The 16,495-nt window shown below is 36.7% G+C and carries 19 protein-coding genes; 10 read left to right on the top strand and 9 right to left on the bottom strand.

Features of this window, described 5'->3' with window-relative positions; translation table 11 throughout:
• The first annotated feature begins 183 nt into the window (after positions 1-183).
• Positions 184-1,599, top strand: a complete 1,416-nt coding sequence (locus IJQ68_RS09025) for a hypothetical protein (RefSeq protein WP_292799463.1) — start codon at positions 184-186, stop codon at positions 1,597-1,599.
• A 385-nt stretch (positions 1,600-1,984) separates the two neighbouring features.
• Here the strand turns inward: IJQ68_RS09025 and IJQ68_RS09020 are convergent, their stop codons facing one another.
• Both IJQ68_RS09020 and IJQ68_RS09015 read right to left on the bottom strand, forming a co-directional pair.
• Positions 1,985-2,500: a flavodoxin family protein gene (locus IJQ68_RS09020; protein ID WP_292799460.1), complete on the bottom strand. Its 516-nt coding sequence runs from the start codon at positions 2,498-2,500 to the stop codon at positions 1,985-1,987.
• A gap of 1 nt (position 2,501) precedes the next feature.
• The gene (locus IJQ68_RS09015) at positions 2,502-2,969 is read right to left on the bottom strand and encodes a flavodoxin (RefSeq protein ID WP_292799457.1); all 468 of its coding nucleotides are present in this window, start codon (positions 2,967-2,969) and stop codon (positions 2,502-2,504) included.
• Between the two features lie 386 nt (positions 2,970-3,355).
• Here IJQ68_RS09015 and IJQ68_RS09010 point away from each other — a divergent pair, with 386 nt between their 5' ends.
• From IJQ68_RS09010 to IJQ68_RS08985, 6 genes are read left to right on the top strand one after another with little or no spacing between them, the layout of a single operon-like run.
• The gene (locus IJQ68_RS09010) at positions 3,356-4,135 is read left to right on the top strand and encodes a uroporphyrinogen-III synthase (protein WP_292799454.1); all 780 of its coding nucleotides are present in this window, start codon (positions 3,356-3,358) and stop codon (positions 4,133-4,135) included.
• Positions 4,119-5,222 carry a glycosyltransferase gene (locus IJQ68_RS09005; protein ID WP_292799451.1) on the top strand — a complete coding sequence of 368 codons (1,104 nt, stop codon included), beginning with the start codon at positions 4,119-4,121 and terminating at the stop codon, positions 5,220-5,222. Before IJQ68_RS09010 ends, IJQ68_RS09005 begins: the two co-directional genes overlap by 17 nt.
• A gap of 4 nt (positions 5,223-5,226) precedes the next feature.
• Complete coding sequence (gene glf, locus IJQ68_RS09000) at positions 5,227-6,321, top strand: UDP-galactopyranose mutase (protein ID WP_292799448.1); 1,095 nt, start codon at positions 5,227-5,229, stop codon at positions 6,319-6,321.
• Complete coding sequence (locus tag IJQ68_RS08995; protein ID WP_292799445.1) at positions 6,321-6,590, top strand: signal recognition particle subunit SRP19/SEC65 family protein; 270 nt, start codon at positions 6,321-6,323, stop codon at positions 6,588-6,590. The genes glf and IJQ68_RS08995 overlap by 1 nt, the downstream gene beginning before the upstream one ends.
• Complete coding sequence (locus tag IJQ68_RS08990; RefSeq protein WP_292799442.1) at positions 6,587-8,191, top strand: DHH family phosphoesterase; 1,605 nt, start codon at positions 6,587-6,589, stop codon at positions 8,189-8,191. The genes IJQ68_RS08995 and IJQ68_RS08990 overlap by 4 nt, the downstream gene beginning before the upstream one ends.
• Positions 8,192-8,249: 58 nt before the next feature.
• On the top strand, positions 8,250-9,053 hold the full coding sequence (locus IJQ68_RS08985) for a winged helix-turn-helix transcriptional regulator (RefSeq protein WP_292799439.1): 804 nt from the start codon (positions 8,250-8,252) through the stop codon (positions 9,051-9,053).
• On the opposite strand, the gene IJQ68_RS08980 is transcribed toward IJQ68_RS08985, so the two are convergent.
• Positions 9,054-10,325 carry a DEAD/DEAH box helicase gene (locus IJQ68_RS08980; protein WP_292799436.1) on the bottom strand — a complete coding sequence of 424 codons (1,272 nt, stop codon included), beginning with the start codon at positions 10,323-10,325 and terminating at the stop codon, positions 9,054-9,056.
• 86 nt (positions 10,326-10,411) lie between these two features.
• On the opposite strand from IJQ68_RS08980, the gene IJQ68_RS08975 reads away from it, so the two are divergent.
• Genes IJQ68_RS08975 through IJQ68_RS08965 form a run of 3 tightly spaced genes read left to right on the top strand, consistent with a single transcriptional unit; the run spans position 10,412 to position 13,049 of the window.
• Positions 10,412-10,996 carry a hypothetical protein gene (locus IJQ68_RS08975; RefSeq protein WP_292799433.1) on the top strand — a complete coding sequence of 195 codons (585 nt, stop codon included), beginning with the start codon at positions 10,412-10,414 and terminating at the stop codon, positions 10,994-10,996.
• 10 nt (positions 10,997-11,006) lie between these two features.
• Positions 11,007-11,690 (top strand): PD-(D/E)XK nuclease family protein, encoded by a 684-nt coding sequence (locus tag IJQ68_RS08970; RefSeq protein WP_292799430.1) that lies wholly within the window; start codon positions 11,007-11,009, stop codon positions 11,688-11,690.
• Positions 11,691-11,699: 9 nt separating this feature from the next.
• A complete protein-coding gene (locus IJQ68_RS08965; protein WP_292799428.1) occupies positions 11,700-13,049 on the top strand; it encodes a DUF6398 domain-containing protein in 1,350 nt (449 codons plus the stop codon).
• Here IJQ68_RS08965 and IJQ68_RS08960 read toward each other — a convergent pair.
• From IJQ68_RS08960 to IJQ68_RS08935, 6 genes are all read right to left on the bottom strand, one after another.
• Positions 13,032-13,673 carry a hypothetical protein gene (locus tag IJQ68_RS08960; protein WP_292799425.1) on the bottom strand — a complete coding sequence of 214 codons (642 nt, stop codon included), beginning with the start codon at positions 13,671-13,673 and terminating at the stop codon, positions 13,032-13,034. The two genes, IJQ68_RS08965 and IJQ68_RS08960, sit on opposite strands and share 18 nt — an antisense overlap.
• A 17-nt stretch (positions 13,674-13,690) precedes the next feature.
• Positions 13,691-14,095, bottom strand: a complete 405-nt coding sequence (locus tag IJQ68_RS08955) for an RDD family protein (protein WP_292799423.1) — start codon at positions 14,093-14,095, stop codon at positions 13,691-13,693.
• 10 nt (positions 14,096-14,105) lie between these two features.
• Positions 14,106-15,125: a hydrogenase expression/formation protein HypE gene (hypE, locus tag IJQ68_RS08950; RefSeq protein WP_292799420.1), complete on the bottom strand. Its 1,020-nt coding sequence runs from the start codon at positions 15,123-15,125 to the stop codon at positions 14,106-14,108.
• A 96-nt stretch (positions 15,126-15,221) separates the two neighbouring features.
• Positions 15,222-15,599, bottom strand: coding sequence for a 30S ribosomal protein S8e (locus IJQ68_RS08945; RefSeq protein ID WP_292799417.1), 378 nt, complete (start codon positions 15,597-15,599; stop codon positions 15,222-15,224).
• 168 nt (positions 15,600-15,767) lie between these two features.
• On the bottom strand, positions 15,768-16,136 hold the full coding sequence (locus tag IJQ68_RS08940; RefSeq protein WP_292799414.1) for a hypothetical protein: 369 nt from the start codon (positions 16,134-16,136) through the stop codon (positions 15,768-15,770).
• A gap of 17 nt (positions 16,137-16,153) precedes the next feature.
• Entirely contained in the window at positions 16,154-16,384 is a 231-nt protein-coding gene (locus IJQ68_RS08935; RefSeq protein ID WP_292799411.1) for a hypothetical protein, read from the bottom strand.
• Between the last annotated feature and the right edge of the window lie 111 nt (positions 16,385-16,495).

Below are 16,495 nucleotides of genomic sequence, written 5' to 3'. Positions count from 1 at the left end.
CCCAATAGGTCAAAAAAATGAACCAATAACCCAAAACACATGACCCAATAGGTCAAAAAAATGAACCAATAACCCAAAACACATGACCCAATAGGTACTTATCCCTTAAGTTTACATTCTTTTAATTCACCATTAGACATTTCAGTGAAAAATATTTAAAATTCAAACAATATAGAATTCACCATGAACAAAAAATATTTAATAATCGCAATAATAGCTGTTATCCTTTTAGCAATAGTAGGCTTTTTTGCATTCTCAGGTAATAGCGTGTCCACCATTAGCGGAACTGGTGTTGCTGTTGATGCAAATGCCCTGACAGAAAAAGGAAGCTTAAGCATAGAAAGTGAAACTAAGGATGAAAGCAACGGATTTTTCTCAACCGATAAAAGTGATATGAACACTATTTTTGTAAACAATTCCGGAATATTGAAACTGGCCAATTCAGTTATCAATAAAACAGGAGACACCGCAACTTCCGGTGATGACGCTGACTTTTACGGTGTTAATTCAGCAGTTCTGGTTAAGGACTCATCACAGCTGACCATTGAAAACTGTGAAATAAACACTGACTCCAAAGGATCCAACGGTATCTTTGTAACAAACACCGATTCAGGCCAGAGCCAGGGCGGATCACCAGGTGAAGGCGGAGGAGATGCTCCTGAAAAACCTCCTGAAGCATTGAATAAAGATGCACAGGGAACTGATATTACAAAAGCAACTGTAAGCAATGTTAAAATAACAACCCATCAGGACAAGTCCCGTGGATTGGATGCAACTTTCGGCGGAGTTATTGAAGCTGTCAATGTGGAAATAAACACTGACGGAGGAAGCTGCGCTGCTGTTGCAACAGACCGTGGAGAAGGAAACATCACAGTTAAAAATTCCATTCTAAACACAGGCGTCAGCAAGGATTCAGGAAGAGGCTCCCCGTTAATTTATTCAACAGGAAACATCACTGTTGGAGAGTCAACCGGTACTGCATACGTTTCCCAAATCGCATGTATCGAAGGTAAAAACTCAATCACTTTGGAAAACTGTGCATTGAACTGTTTTGGTGAAGGTAACCGTAAAGATGGTGATGATTATGTTGATTTAGGTGGAGTGTTTATTTATCAGAGCATGAGCGGTGACGCTGATGTTGGAACTTCAGTATTTGACTGTAAAGCCACTACACTTTCAATCGATTCATCATCCGATTACTACAGCACAGCACCGATGTTTCATGTTACAAACACAAAAGCAAACATCGTTTTAGAATCCTCAACGTTCAATTTCGGAAGCGGAATACTCTTTGACATTTCCGGACAGAACCAGTGGGGAAGTGAAGGCTCAAATGGTGGAGACGTCAACTTGACTGCAATTACGGAGAAATTAACAGGAGACATTATTGTTGATTCAATAAGTTCCCTGAACTTTAATTTGCAGAACACTGAATTTGAAGGTGCGATTAACTCAACAGGAACCACAAATGTTGTCATTGACAGCGGATCCACCTGGACACTGACAGATGACAGTAATATAACAAGCCTTGAAAATTCAGGTACAATCAATTTAAACGGCCATAAACTTCTTGTTAATGGTGTGGAATATAGTGGATAGATTTTTCTATCCACTTAATTAATAAAAAATTGATAATATGATAAAAATATTAATAAATGGTGTATAAGCCAAAATAAAAAAAATTCATTTATATACTTCACCAAAATAATTAAAAATAATATGAAATAAAACAAAATAAATTATAAAACTATCAAAAATATAACACACAATTATAATATAAAGTTTGCAATGAAATATACGACATTTGCAATTAAAAATTGAACATGTTGAACATATCATTAAAAAATAAAAAAATAAAAAATTAGATATGACAGTTTATATAGTTTAGCCGAATAAATGAAAATATGATTAATTAAAATGAAAAGAATTAGCAAACTATTAAAAATATTAATCGAAAAATAATTTTAAAATATGTAAAAAAGTATTAGCAGTTTTTACCTGCATCATATACTTCTTTAAGTAAATCCTTTTGATTTTGAACATCACCGACAGCAGTGAAAACCGCTTTTTCTGTAGGGTTTTTAGAAAAACCGATGAAACTTCTGATACCAGTCAAGGCATCGCCGTTTGATGCACCGACTGCTGTAATGATGTAGTAGTCCTTGTTTTCCAAGTGATTAAAAATCGGGTAACACCTGTCAAAGAATCTTTTAAGGGTTCCGCACATTTCATAATAGTATATTGGTGTTGCATATACGATTACGTCAGCTTCAAGCATATCATCAAGGATTATTGAAATCTTATCTTCCTGGAAACATTCCCTTTCAGGAGTTTTGCATGCATAACATGCCTTGCAGGATCCGAATTCGATATCTTCAAGGAAATATTTTTTAGCTTCATTTCCACCATCAATAGCCCCTTTTACAAATTCATCACATAATGTGTCTGAGTTTCCACCTTTTCTAGGTGAAGAACTTATTACTACCACTCTTTTTGCCATACTACTCACTTATCCACTCTTTGATTTTATCTGCGCTTTCACGACCGGTTAACCTTAATCCTTTGGCAAAGTCAAGCTCAGGATAGGCACTTGCCAAATCATCAACACATTTATCGATTCCGGAACCTCCTGAAGTGCAGAATGCTTTAATTGTCTTTCCGCTTAAGTCAACGCTTTCAATGAATGTGTTGATTATTGTAGGTGCGGTATACCACCATACAGGAAATCCTATAACGACAGTATCATACTCGCTGACATCAGTGCTTTCAACTATTGGAGGTCTGAATGTCCTGTCGTTCATTTCGATGGTTGATCTTGAGTCTTTGTTTGTCCAGTCCAAATCTTCAGGAGTGTAGATTTCTTGAGGAACAATTTCAAATATGTCATAGCCGTTATCGTCGGCTATCTTTTGGGCGATGCTTTTTGTAACGCCGCTTGCTGAGAAATATGTAACTAATACTTTTGACATTAATATCACCTGATTAGTTATCTGTTGGAAATACTATATAATTGTTTACAATCGCAACAATATAAATTATTGAAAAAAATTATTTAATGACAAAATTGCGCAAAAATAGTTCAATTAATGCCTTATTGCAGGAAAAAGACCTGCAATATTCTCCCAGACATTAATTGTTTTTCCCTTCATAAGAGATAACTCAAAAGAGCTTACCTCCAATACATCATATTAACCAACCACTATTTAAAGCTTGTTGAGCCCACTGATAAATATTGTCCTGACTGACACATCATACTTAAATATTGCTACAAAAAAATAACAGAAGAATTTTCACAAATAATATAAACATATAAAATCAAAATATATAACATTATAAGTTATTGAAGGTAAATATAATGAAAAAACCTATTGTTGCAATTACAAGACCGGCTGACAGAGCTAAAAAAGCTTGTGAAATTGTAGAGAAATTAGGTGGAAGCGCAGTGCTTGCACCGACGCTGGACCTGAAACCTGTGAATACTGACTCTCTAAAAAACCTGGTTGAAAATGTCGATTCTCTTGACTGGATTGTTTTTACATCCCCAACAACAATCGACTCTTTAAACTTATTCTATCCTGATTTTTTAGAGAATTTAAACTGTAATGTTGCAGTTATCGGAAACAAAACCGGATCACTTCTCAAAAAGCAGGGCGTTAACGTTGACTTGATGCCTGATGACTTTACGGCCGAAGGCCTGGTTGAGGAATTCACAAAACTAGACATCAAAAACCAGACCATTGGAATTCCAAGAACAGCTTCTGCAAGAGACACTCTTCCCAAAGGACTGGAAAAACTTGACAACAAGGTCATTCTAGCTGAAGCGTACAAATCACTGTTTCCGATGGATGAGAAAAGCGTTGAGGAATTAATCAGAAAAATTGAAAATTCTGAAATTGACGCTATCACATTTACAAGTCCGTTAACAGTGCATAATTTCTTCAAGATTTCTAAAGACAATGAAAAACTGGCAGAACTACTTTCAAATAATCTGTTAACCGTTTCAATAGGTCCAATTACCGCAAAGGTTTTGGATGAATACAATGTTGAACATATTTACCCTGACACTTACACTGTTCCTGATATGATGGAATTATTATTCAAAGTATGGAGAGATTCTAATGGAAGACAAGATTAGTATTATCCTACCTATTTTCAATGTAGGTGACCACCTTAGAGGAGGAATCGACTCTTTAATCAATCAGACTATAGGAAATGAAAATTTAGAGATTATAATGGTTAATGACTGCTCAACTGACGGTTCCGGTGAAATTATTGATGAGTATGCTGAAAAATATGACTGCTGCATAGCAATCCACCATGAACAGAATTCTGGAGCAGCCTATACTCCACGTAACACCGGAATTGACGTATGCACCGGCGATTACATCATGTTTTTAGATCCTGATGACAGGTACACTCCCGACTGCTGTGAAACCCTATACAAGGCAGTGACTGAAAACAATGCTGACATGGCGTTTGCAAGGTTCAGGAGAATATTTGAATATGGAGGATATGTTCAGAAGTCCTATTCACCTTATGAGGATGATTTAGAGCATGCCTATCCTGATGAGACCTTTGAAACCGCCAATTTCCTGAACGTGTCCGATTTCGTATGGGACAATGTGATTGAAAAGATCGTTTACGGAAAAGACCATGAAGTGACCTACAAAAGGGACGGACCGATTGACAGAATCATCATTGACAACATCGAACAGGAACCTGACCTGTTGAAGATGGCTCCGTCAGTATGGAGTAAAATCTATAGAAGGGAACTTATTATGGACAATGACATCCGCTTCCAGCCATACGTTTCAGGAGACGACATGGCATTTACCTTAGAAACTCTGCTTAAAGCCAAAGGAATAGTTTATTTAAATAATTTCATGTGCTATGACTATTATATAAGGGATTTGCCTGATGACAAGTCAATCACCAATACAGTTAACGTGAGACTTCTAGATGAGCTTATGGAATCCTATATCTACTGCAGAAAGCTTACAGAAGGATTTTCCAAAGAGGTTCAGACAATTTCAGTCAATCCCCACCTGCTTCACTGGATGAACACATGGAAAGGATCCCCGTTCACCAAAGAAGAAAACAGATTACTGCTTAAAAAGGTGAACAGACTTAAAAAAATCCATAAAAGTGACATGAAAACAAAAATGCTTTTATCTTCAATGACAACAGCAATAGAATCTTCAATTTATACTTCAAAAGCGTGATATGATGGAATTTGATTATGTAATCGTTGGAGCCGGACTGTCCGGACTTACAATAGCTGAAAGAATTGCAAATGAATTAGATGAAAAAGTGCTTATTATCGAGAAAAGAGACCATATCTGCGGAAACGTTTATGATTTTTATGATGATGGTATGTTAATCCAAAAATACGGACCGCACATTTTCCATACTAAGGAAAAGAAGGTTTATGACTATTTATCACAGTTCACAGAATGGATTGACTACGAGCACAGGGTATTGAGCTTTGTCGACGGAAAACTGGTCCCTATGCCGATATGCATTGACACATTAAACAAGCTGTATGACCTTGATTTGGATGAGGATTCAATGCATGACTGGATTGACGAGCATAAGGAAGACATTAAAGAAATAAAATCATCAGAGGATGTTGTTTTGGCAAATGCCGGAAGGGACATCTACAACAAGCTTTTCAAAAACTACACTGAAAAGCAGTGGGGAACTTCCGCCGCCAATCTGAGCCCTTCTGTAATATCAAGGATTCCGTTCAGATTCAATCACGACGACAGGTACTTTGAGGATGCATATCAGGGAATGCCTAAAGAAGGATTCACCAAAATGTGTGAACGCATGATTGAATCAGACAATATCCACGTCGGCCTTAAGGCAGACTACAAGCAATACATCAATAAAATCAACTACACAAAAAAACTGATCTATACAGGCCCTATTGATTATTTTTATGATTACAAATACGGAGAGCTGCTCTACAGATGCCTGAATTTTGTCTATGAGATACTGGATGAGGATTCCTATCAGGACGTGGCTGTAGTCAACTATCCGAATGACCCTTATTTCACACGTATTACTGAGTTTAAAAAGTTAACCGGACAGGATATCAAAGACAAGACTGCAATAATGCGTGAATATCCGGGTTTTAATGGAGAGAAATGCTATCCATACCCTACACAGGAATACCTGGATAAATTCAAACTTTATGAAGCTGAAATGGAAAAAGAGGAAAACGTCATCTTTGCAGGCCGTTTAGCCAAATACAAATATTATAATATGGACCTGGTCGTTAAAGATGCTTTAGAAATATTTGAAAAGGAGATTAGATAATGATTACAATCTGGCCACAATACATAGATAAGGAACTGACATTAAGCGAAGGAAGAAAAATATCCAAAGAATATGCCGTTTCAAACCCTACATTAGCTGAAATCGAAAGAGCCCTAAAAAGATTAGGCTTTGCCTATTCAGTTCAAAAGGAAAGGTCATATCCCGGAAAATGGTATGATAAATCAGGACGTGTTTTAGTCGAGTATGAAAACACCAAACTGGAACTCATCAAAGAGGTCAGCTTAAAAATCAAGGAAATCAGGAAATGATTGAAATGGAAATTCCTGAATTAATGGCTGAGCAATACCGGCAGGCAAAGGAACTTATTGAAAAGTCATCCGACATCAAGGTCTATTCACATATTGACTGTGACGGAATCTGTTCAGGAGCCATTCTTTCAACTATTCTTGACAGGCTGGGAAAGCCTCATGAAATTGATTTCGTAAACCTGGACGTTTTAGACAACATTGAGTTGAATCACGAGCTTACAATCTTTTCTGATTTGGGCTCAGGCCAGCATATAGACACCAAGGCCACAGAAGACAACAATATTTTAATCCTGGACCATCATCCTCCTTTAAGAGATATTGACTATAAAGATAATAAGGAATTTACCTATCTTGAAATCAATCCTCTCCATCACGGAATTGACGGATCATATTATGTCTGTGGTGGAGGATTGTGTTATTTTCTAGCAAAGGAATTTGGATACACTGATTTAAGCTGGATTGGTGTTTTATCAGCAATTGGGGATATGCAGAATACTCGAAGCGGACACTTTGAAGGTCTGAATGAAATCATCGAAGCCGACGCTGAAAACGAAGGATATCTGGAGCTTAAAAGAAATGACCTCAACATTTATGGAAGAAATACCAGGGAACTCTTTATTGCACTGTCCTATTTCAGTGACGTAAAGCTGCCGATAACAAACAACCAGAACGAGTCCAAAGCGCTTCTCGATGAGCTTGGAATCGACTCCACCATAAAAAGAGTCACCCCCGAAGAAAAGGATGTCCTTGAAAAAATCGGCATATTATGTGAAGAAGGAAGCGATTATACCCTGACAAGACAGGACAGGGCAATTTTAAACAAGGAACTTGACTCCATTAAATCTGCCCAGACACTGCCACCATATCTCAGCAAAGACGAGTTCATGATACTTTTCCAGACCCAAAGAAGAATCAAAAGAAAGACACTGTCCGATTTGACCGACAGCGAAAAGGGAAAGCTTTACAATGCGCTTAACCGCATGATTATAAACGAAGTTCCGCCAAAATACTATGAACATATCTCCAAAATACTTATTGGAGACTCATACACTTTTCTTCTGGAAGATCCTGCAAGCTTTTTAAGGGACGGATCAGAGTTTTCAACAGCAATGAATGCGTGCGGAAGAAACCATGAGGAAAAGATAGCCATGGAAGTTCTTAAAGGAAACCGTGACTGGGCTTTGGTTGAACTTGAAGAGATAAGCAGAAAGCACAGATACAATCTTGCAACATCCATGGAAAAAGTAGCCAACGGTGAAATCGTTGAACTTGAAAACCTACAGTATTTCGACGGAACAGGCATCAAACCTGAAATTGTCGGAACAATTACAGGAATGATTTTGGGATACTGCAACTGGCAAAAGCCTATTATCGGATTTACTCAGATTGAAGACAGCGACGGCATAAAGGTGTCTTTAAGATGCTCAAGATTTTTATCATACGACGGAATTCATTTTGGAAATATTATCCGCCAGGTTGCCCAGGATGTCGGCGGAAGCGGCGGAGGACATGCCATGGCATGCGGAGCATACATACCGCTTTCCAAAAAATCCGAATTTCTGGAAAAATTTAATCAAGTTTTGTTTACAAAAATATCATAATAAATTTATATTAATAAATATATATTATTGAACATTGACATAGGAGGAATGAATTTATATGAAAGCTTTTAAAAAAAGAGGTGCCTTAACTCATTTTCAGATTTTAAGTGAAATCTCTAAACAGGATCCACATCTCAAACAGAAAGATTTGGCTCAGACTTTAGGAATCACTATTCAGGCTGTTTCAGAAAACATCAAAACATTGATTGAGTTAGGATACATCACTTCAAAAGACGGAAGATCCCCTTATAAAATAACTCAAAAGGGTATCGACAAAGTAAAAAGAGATGCAATCAGTTTAAGAAAATACTCAGATTCCGTTTTGGAAACCATGAATCATTACAAAACCATCTGGCCGGCTATCGCTGCTGATGATTTGAAAAAAGATGATATTGTGGGCCTCTACATGGAAGACGGTATTTTATATGCTCACCATGGAGAGGAAAATGCTACCGGTGTTGTTTTGGAAGATGCTGGAGTCGGATTTGATGTTGCATTGACTAATCTGACCGGTCTGATTGACATGACAGTCGGTGAAGCTACAGTCATTAACCTGCCAACAATCAAAGAAGGCGGGTCCAATGCTGCTGATATGAACCTTATTAAGGACGTCTATGAAAACGGTACTAAAAGCGGTGCAAAAATAGATAAAGTTGCAGTTGCAGGTACCATTTCCCGTGTTATAGCAGACAAATTAGATTTGAATATAGACATAGAATATGCTGCTCCTCAGGCAACAGCAAATGCTGCACGAAAAGGTTTAAATGTTTTAGCATTATGTGTGGGCGACATGACTAAATCATTTGTACGTGAGCTTGAAGCGGAAAAAATCAAATACAACATTATAGATGGAAGAAAATAATCATTTTTCTCTCATCATTTTTAATAATGCAGCTGCAATTTCAATGGAATCCATTTTTGATGAAGTGATTACCTTTACATAATCATCCAAATCATTATTTTCTATTAAATCTTTAACTTCATCCAATACTTTCTTATTTTTTATCCTTTCAATTTCAGAATATGTCGGGACTTTTTTGTTTTTAATGTTGAGATTATATTTCTTTCTGATTGTGACCATGTCATGTGCCTCATAGCCGGCAACCATATTGAATGCATAACCTGACTCGCCCGCACGTGCTGTACGTCCGATTCTGTGAATATAGTCTTCAGGATTTTGGGGAATGTCATAGTTAACGACCACTTCAACTTCACTTACATCGATTCCACGGGCTGCTATGTCGCTTGCAACCAGAATGGAAATATTGCCGTTTCTAAACTTGTTCATTACCTTATCCCTGACCTTCTGGGTCATGTCACCGTGAATGCTGTCCACCTTATAGCCGTTGCGTTTGAGACTTCTGTAGACAAAATCTACTCTGCGTCGGGTATTGCAGAAAATCAGCCACAGGTTAAAGTCATAATATTCAATCAGCTTGCATAAATCATCAATCTTGTCCCTGTCATCGCTTTTGAAATAGAACTGCTTTATTTTTGGAATGGTTTTTTTGGTATCGGAAATCTTGATGAATTTCGGATTGTTTTGGTATAGCTTAGTGATTTTCTTGATTTCATCAGGCATTGTGGCTGAAAAGAGCAATGTTTGTCTTTGTTTTGGAGTGTGTCTTAAGATAAGTTCAATATCTTCCCTGAAACCCATATCAAGCATTTCGTCAGCCTCATCTAAAACCACTGTTTCAACACCGATTAAGTCCAGAGTTCCCCTGTCAATATGGTCGATTACTCTTCCAGGGGTTCCGACAACTATATGAACACCCTTATTCAATACTCTGATTTGGCGCCCGATTGCCTGACCTCCGTAAACTGCCAGTATCTTTACCTTATCCATATCCCTTGAGAGCTTTTTGATTTCATCAGCCACCTGAGTGCATAGTTCCCTTGTAGGACATAATATAATGGCCTGAGGGGACTTGTCGGGAACAAAAATCTTATTCAGCACAGGTATTGCAAAAGCCAAAGTCTTTCCTGAGCCTGTTTGGGCCTGACCTATAATATCGCCTCCATTTAAAGCTTCGGGAATTGCCTTTTTTTGAATGGGAGTTAACTCATCGAAACCCAACTTGCAAACGGCACTTTTAATGCTGTCATCAATTTTTAAATCATCAAAATTCATCAGTTTAATATTTGAAAAAATTATTATTTATAATTTTAAATATTTTAAAAGACTAATATTATATTACTAGAAATGGGGATATTTTTATGGATAAGTCATCACTTGAAAATGTAGTTAATGAAATCAATACAGAGCAGTTAATAAAAGAAAAGCTGGAAGCCAAGATTTCTGCTGAAATCGACAGAAGAATCGAATCCGGAATGAATGATGAATACATCAACAGTGAAGTCGAAAGAAGAATGCAGACCGACGAAGTTAAAGATATCATTCGCCAAAAAGTTGAAGAGCAGGTTAAAATCAAAATGGCCGAGGAAATGGCTGAACAGGTTACGGAAGATGTCGATGAGATATTATACTCACGTGAAAACGGTGAAACAATAAATGAACGTGGTATTGACATCGGACTTGAACAGGGACGCCAGCAGGGAATAGAAATCGGCTTCAAGCAGGGTTTTGAAAAGGGAAAAGCCGAAGGAATCGAGATTGGCCGTGAAGCAGGCTATGAAAAAGGCCTTGAAGATGCCGGACAGGGCTCATATCAAAGAGGACTTGAGGATGGAAGAAAACAGGGACTTGAAAGAGTTGCAAGAACCATGTATAAGGACAACTACCCTTTAAATGAAATTACAAAGCTGACCGGATTGATCTTGAAAAGACCTAACAGAAAATAGGAAAATCACAATGGAAAATAAAGTCATTATAAATGAAAAGTACTCAAAGGAAAATCATCCTACAATTGAAGGTATTCAAATAATTGAAGGTAAAAACAATTTCCCCATTAGCTGGTTAAATCAGCAAGGTTATTGTGAATACCAGATATATCTCCAGTACATGAAAGGCATAAAAACATCACCTACAAGTGCCATGCTCAAGGGAACAGAGGTTCACAACACACTTGAAGAAAAGTTTATAGAAGATGCAACTCCAGCAACATTTGATGAAGTGGTTGAAATGTCAAAAAGTGAGCCGACAGTCACAAGAGAATGCTTCGTCATATCCCCGGATGACGGAATAAGAGGTTTCATTGACGAAATCTGGATGACACCGGAAGAAATAGTGATAATTGATGACAAGCCCGGAAGCAAGGCATTTCCCTCAACCATAAACCAGGTGAGAGCATATTGCCTTGCATTTAAAAACATGACCCATGAAAAGCGTGTGATAAAAGGCGGGCTTCGCCAGAGAGGAACCGATAATATCTTCTGGAGCGAAGTGTTCGATGATAACGCAGAAAAACAAATCAGATTTACAATAAACAGAATGCATGCATTGTTTAAAGGTCAAAAACCATTCATGGCGACTAAAAATCCCAACAAATGCAGATCCTGCAGATATCAAAGCTATTGTGAAGAATGTAAAATTTAAGTTGATAATATGAAAGACGAAAAAACACAGATAAAACAAGAAGAAATAATTGAGTTAGTATCATCATTCTGTGATGAGAAGCTCGATGATGAATATAAACAGCTGAGCATCAAGTTAGTTGAGAAAATGGGAAGAAAACGCGAAGTTCCCTTTAAAAGAGGAAAAGTTGAAATTTGGGCAAGCGCCGTAATTTATGCTCTGGGACAGATCAATTTCCTTTTTGACAAGTCAAATGAACCATATGCAACACCGGATGATATCTGTGATTATTTCAATACAAAAAAATCCACAGTATCCAATAAAGCAAGAGACATAAGGGACATGTTCAATATGGGCCATTTTGACAGCGAGTTCTCCTTAAGCCATATTCTTGAAAGCCAGCCTTCTTTTTATATTGATGAGAAAAGTGGAATGATAATACCTGAAGATTTCATTGTCAATCCGATGGATTCGTATTTCGATGAAGTTTATGCTCAATTTGAAAAAGGAGAAATGGATAATGCAATAGCCATGCTTGATGCAATTGAAAAGGACAATCCTGAATATGAAAGAGCAATGTTTTACAAATCATTTATTTTAAATGCTAGTGGAATTGAAGATAACTCATCCGAAATATTTCAGGAGTTTTTATCTAATTTAGATGACGATATTGATTTGGCAGAGTTATTGGAAGATGATGATGAGGAATTTGATGAAAATAATCCTGAGGATTTATTTGAAATAGGTGAAATCCATTTTTACGATGAAGAATATGAAGAGGCCATCAAATATTTTGATTTGTCATTGAAAATTCATCAGGACCCTGATGTACTAGAATACAAAGCCTATGCTTTAGCTGAACTTAAAAAATATAAACAAGCATTGAAAACAATTGATAAGGCAATTAAACAGGCACCTGATAATGATACTTATTGGGCAAATAAAGGAAATATCTATGTAATGCAAAAAAAGTATAAAAAAGCATTGAAATGTTATGATAAAGCCATTGAACTGGACGATGAAGATGTTGATTATTATATTTATAAATCAAATGTTTATATCGAATTGAAAGATTATGAAAATGCAGAAAAGATGCTGGATACTGCAGAAAAGATTGATAATGAAAATCTTGAAGTATTATGTGAAAAGGGAAATTATCTGCTTCAAACATCAAAACCTGAAGAGGCATTAATTTACTACGATAAATGCCTATCCATTGATGATGAATATGAAAAAGCATTATTATTCAAAGCAGTAGCCTGCTCTGCCTTAGGCTTAGATAAAGAAATAGATAAATGCATTGAAAAACTTGCAGAAGTTAATCCGTTATTATTGTATAGTCTAGATCAATTATTTGAAGATTCAGATGACCCTATTTAATCCCAGATACAATTTATTTTTCTTATACATTTTATCCAGGATTTCATTCCATTCTTCAACTGTTATCCTTCCCTTATTTGGAATCATAGAATCAAGTGAAGACTCATTAATGTTTAAAATGTCGGATAAGATATGTGCCAGTGTCTTACCGGTCAGTGACAGTTCATATGGGTCATAGCCGGTGACCATCAGTACCCACACATTATCCTTTGAAGAACTGTTATATTCCTTTTTAAGAGTATCATACCAGTGAGTGATTCTGTTCTGACCGTCGCCGACTTCTCCATCACCTACTGAAATGTAATAACCTTCATCTGAAAATTCGATTGTTTTTATTGCATCAGATATTTTAGAGTCAAGTTCCGGTGAGCCGATTTCGAGTTCGAATTCATTGTTTGTGATATAATCCCTGATGTAGTTTTCAACCTCTTTTTGGTTTTTAAAGTAACCTATAGGCTCCAGTCTGTCGGGATCCCTGTCGCACAAATCATAAATCAAATCCTCATCAACATCGTATATCTCATACCCATCAAGCTTATGGGACTGGTATGGCTTGAAGTCAAGACAGTAATTCTCCAAGTCATCCTTGTTTAAATACCATAGAACCTGCACTCTTTTAATCATATGAATCAACGGTTTATTTATTCAATTTCGTTTACGACAATTGTTTTTGTAATTACGCCTAAAATCCTTTCATCACGTCTGATGATTTTGCCGATAGCCCAGTCAAAGATTACAGGGAACCAGTATATTTTAGTTAAGTTTCTGATAATGGCCTGAATCCATGAAATAGGATATCCGTTTCTTGAAATAACTCTCAAATACATTAATGCCTTACCGACAGTAGCTCCTTTAATCTTTTCAAGCACAATGAAATAAATCAGTGTTAAAACAGGAGTGACATACGGGAAATACATGTAAACGGTATATGAACTATATGGATTGACGAATATTGAAAGCAAGTATGAGACAATCCACATGAAAGCTGAAACTACAAAAAAGTCAATCACATATGCGAGAAATCTTCTTGTAAATAGACTTGCCATGAAAAACACCTCAACAAACTCTTGGAACCGGATCAGCTATTGGTGCTTCTAAAATACGTTCTCCACCGATTGGTGTGTTGACAATTACGTATTCACCTTCAACGACTTCACCGATGATAGCTGCATTTTCACCATGTTTTTCGCTTTTTATAGCTTCAAGAACTTCTTCCGCCTTATCCGGTTTGACGCCCATTACAACTTTACCTTCATTGGCCACTTCAAACGGATCGATACCTAACATTTCGGATACTGCATGAACCTCTTCCCTGATTGGAATTGCGTCCTGTTCTAAAACAATACCGTTTCCTGATTTGGAAGCCATTTCGTTGATTGCATTAGCAAAACCGCCTCGGGTAGGGTCTTTCATTGCTGTTACTCCACCGACATCCAATGCTTTTTTGACAATGTTCCACATTGGAGCCACATCTGATTTGAGGTCTGTGTCAAAGCCGAATCCTTCCCTGAAAGACATAAGGCTCATACCGTGATCTCCCAAACTTCCTGTGACAATGATTTTGTCTCCGACTTCAAGTCCGCTGTCACGGACGACTTCACCTTTTTTGGCAATTCCTATACCTGTTGTCACCATAACGATTCCATCAAGCTTATCCTGCGGCATGACTTTCGTATCACCAGTAATTACTGCCACGTCAACTTCTTCACAGGTTTCATTTAATGATTTCATGATTTTATCCAAATCGTCAATCGGGAAACCTTCCTGCATGATAATTGCATTGGAAATTGCCAATGGCTTTGCACCCATTACAGAAACGTCGTTAATTGTTCCTGCAGCTGAAATTCTACCAATATCTCCGCCAGGGAAAAACAATGGGTCAATTGTATGGCCGTCTGTAGTCATAACAATTTCATAATCGCCAAGAGGTATTGATGCACCATCATCTAAAGCATCCAAACTGATACCGCCGTTCACACTCTTTTTTGTAATGTTATCCAAGACTGTGGAAGCGATTAAATTAGCCATTACTTCTCCACCAGCACCATGATTCATATTAATTTTATCATCTGACATTATATCGCCTTATTAGAAATATATGTAAAAACAAGTATATTAAATTTAGTTAAAAAAAATTGAAAAAAAAGAGAAATTAAAGATAAGTTAATATCTTTAGATTAAAATTCCGTTAACAACACCATCCTGACCAGGTCTGGATGTTACTTTTGCATTACCTTCAGGAGTTTCTACAACAGCACCTTTGGTAATGATGTTCCTTCTTACGTAGTTAGGGTTTGCGTTGTTTTCGATTACTCCTAAAATATCGGTAAGTTGGGTTTTACCGGATTTTACATCGGTTAAATTGATTTTGTTAGCAGCTGCTAATCTGAGTTTTTCGTTTCCGCCACGAGTACGGATTTTTCTTAAGTTTTTGTCGTCTACTCTAGTTTCAGCTGGATCTCTACCTAATTCTGATTTCCTTTTTCCACGGTTTGCAACATTTCTTGCACCGGATGGACTTCTAGTTGATTTTCCTTGAGAAATTGCCATTATTTCACCTAATAAATATAATAAATTAAATAATAATCGCTGTCAATAAGTCTCTTTTCAGTAAACTGTCGGACAAGAAAATAACAATTTACATTATGAGAGCAAAAAAGAGCCTTAATGAATAATGATAATAAAATATTACTTTTTCATTATATATAAACTTTATTTTTATTGGGAATTTTTCCCCTCTTTAGAGACAAATGAAAATTTTAAGTTGCAGTTTGCACAGTAAAAATCATCCAAAAGGGCACTTCCGCAAACAGGACAGGTATCCGGAGATGTTGACAGATAGACAAATTCCTTTTTATCTGATGATTTTGGAGGAACTAGGGGTTCCGGAGTTTTAAAAAAATCATCTGTTTTGGATTTGGAAAGTATTTCATCAACAATATTATCAAAATCCTCTTCAGTAATTTCACCATCTTCACTTGCCTTTAAAATCCTTTCAATATCATCATCGGTGATTTTATCGCCCAAAACGTCTTTCAGCAAATCTACCAAATCATTATCCTCAATGTAATATTCTTCGCCAGCCATACAAATTCTCCCCCAAATTATTCATCATCGTCTTTATTTAAACTCAATAACAGTAAATGATGGTGGAACCTTTCATCATGCTGCTTTTGAAGCACATGCAAAAGAACACCAATGAAAAATATGATAACCGCAACAATAACGACTGTTGAAATGACAATCAGCGTAGGAATCTTTAAAACATATCCTGAGCTGAAATACATGAATAATATTGGGAAAAAGTATAATCCCGCAATTATAGTTCTAGACATTAAATATTTATAGTATTTGTGTATAATATAATAGTATGGGACGAAATATTTTAATCAATAAAGACATTCCTCTTAGTAAAATTAGGAGTGAAAAAGCAAAAATAAAAAGTG

Source organism: Methanobrevibacter sp., from assembly GCF_017447225.1.
In the GTDB taxonomy this organism is placed as follows: domain Archaea; phylum Methanobacteriota; class Methanobacteria; order Methanobacteriales; family Methanobacteriaceae; genus Methanocatella.
Note: the sequence above shows the minus strand (reverse complement) of the source record. Positions and strands in the feature narration are given on the sequence as shown.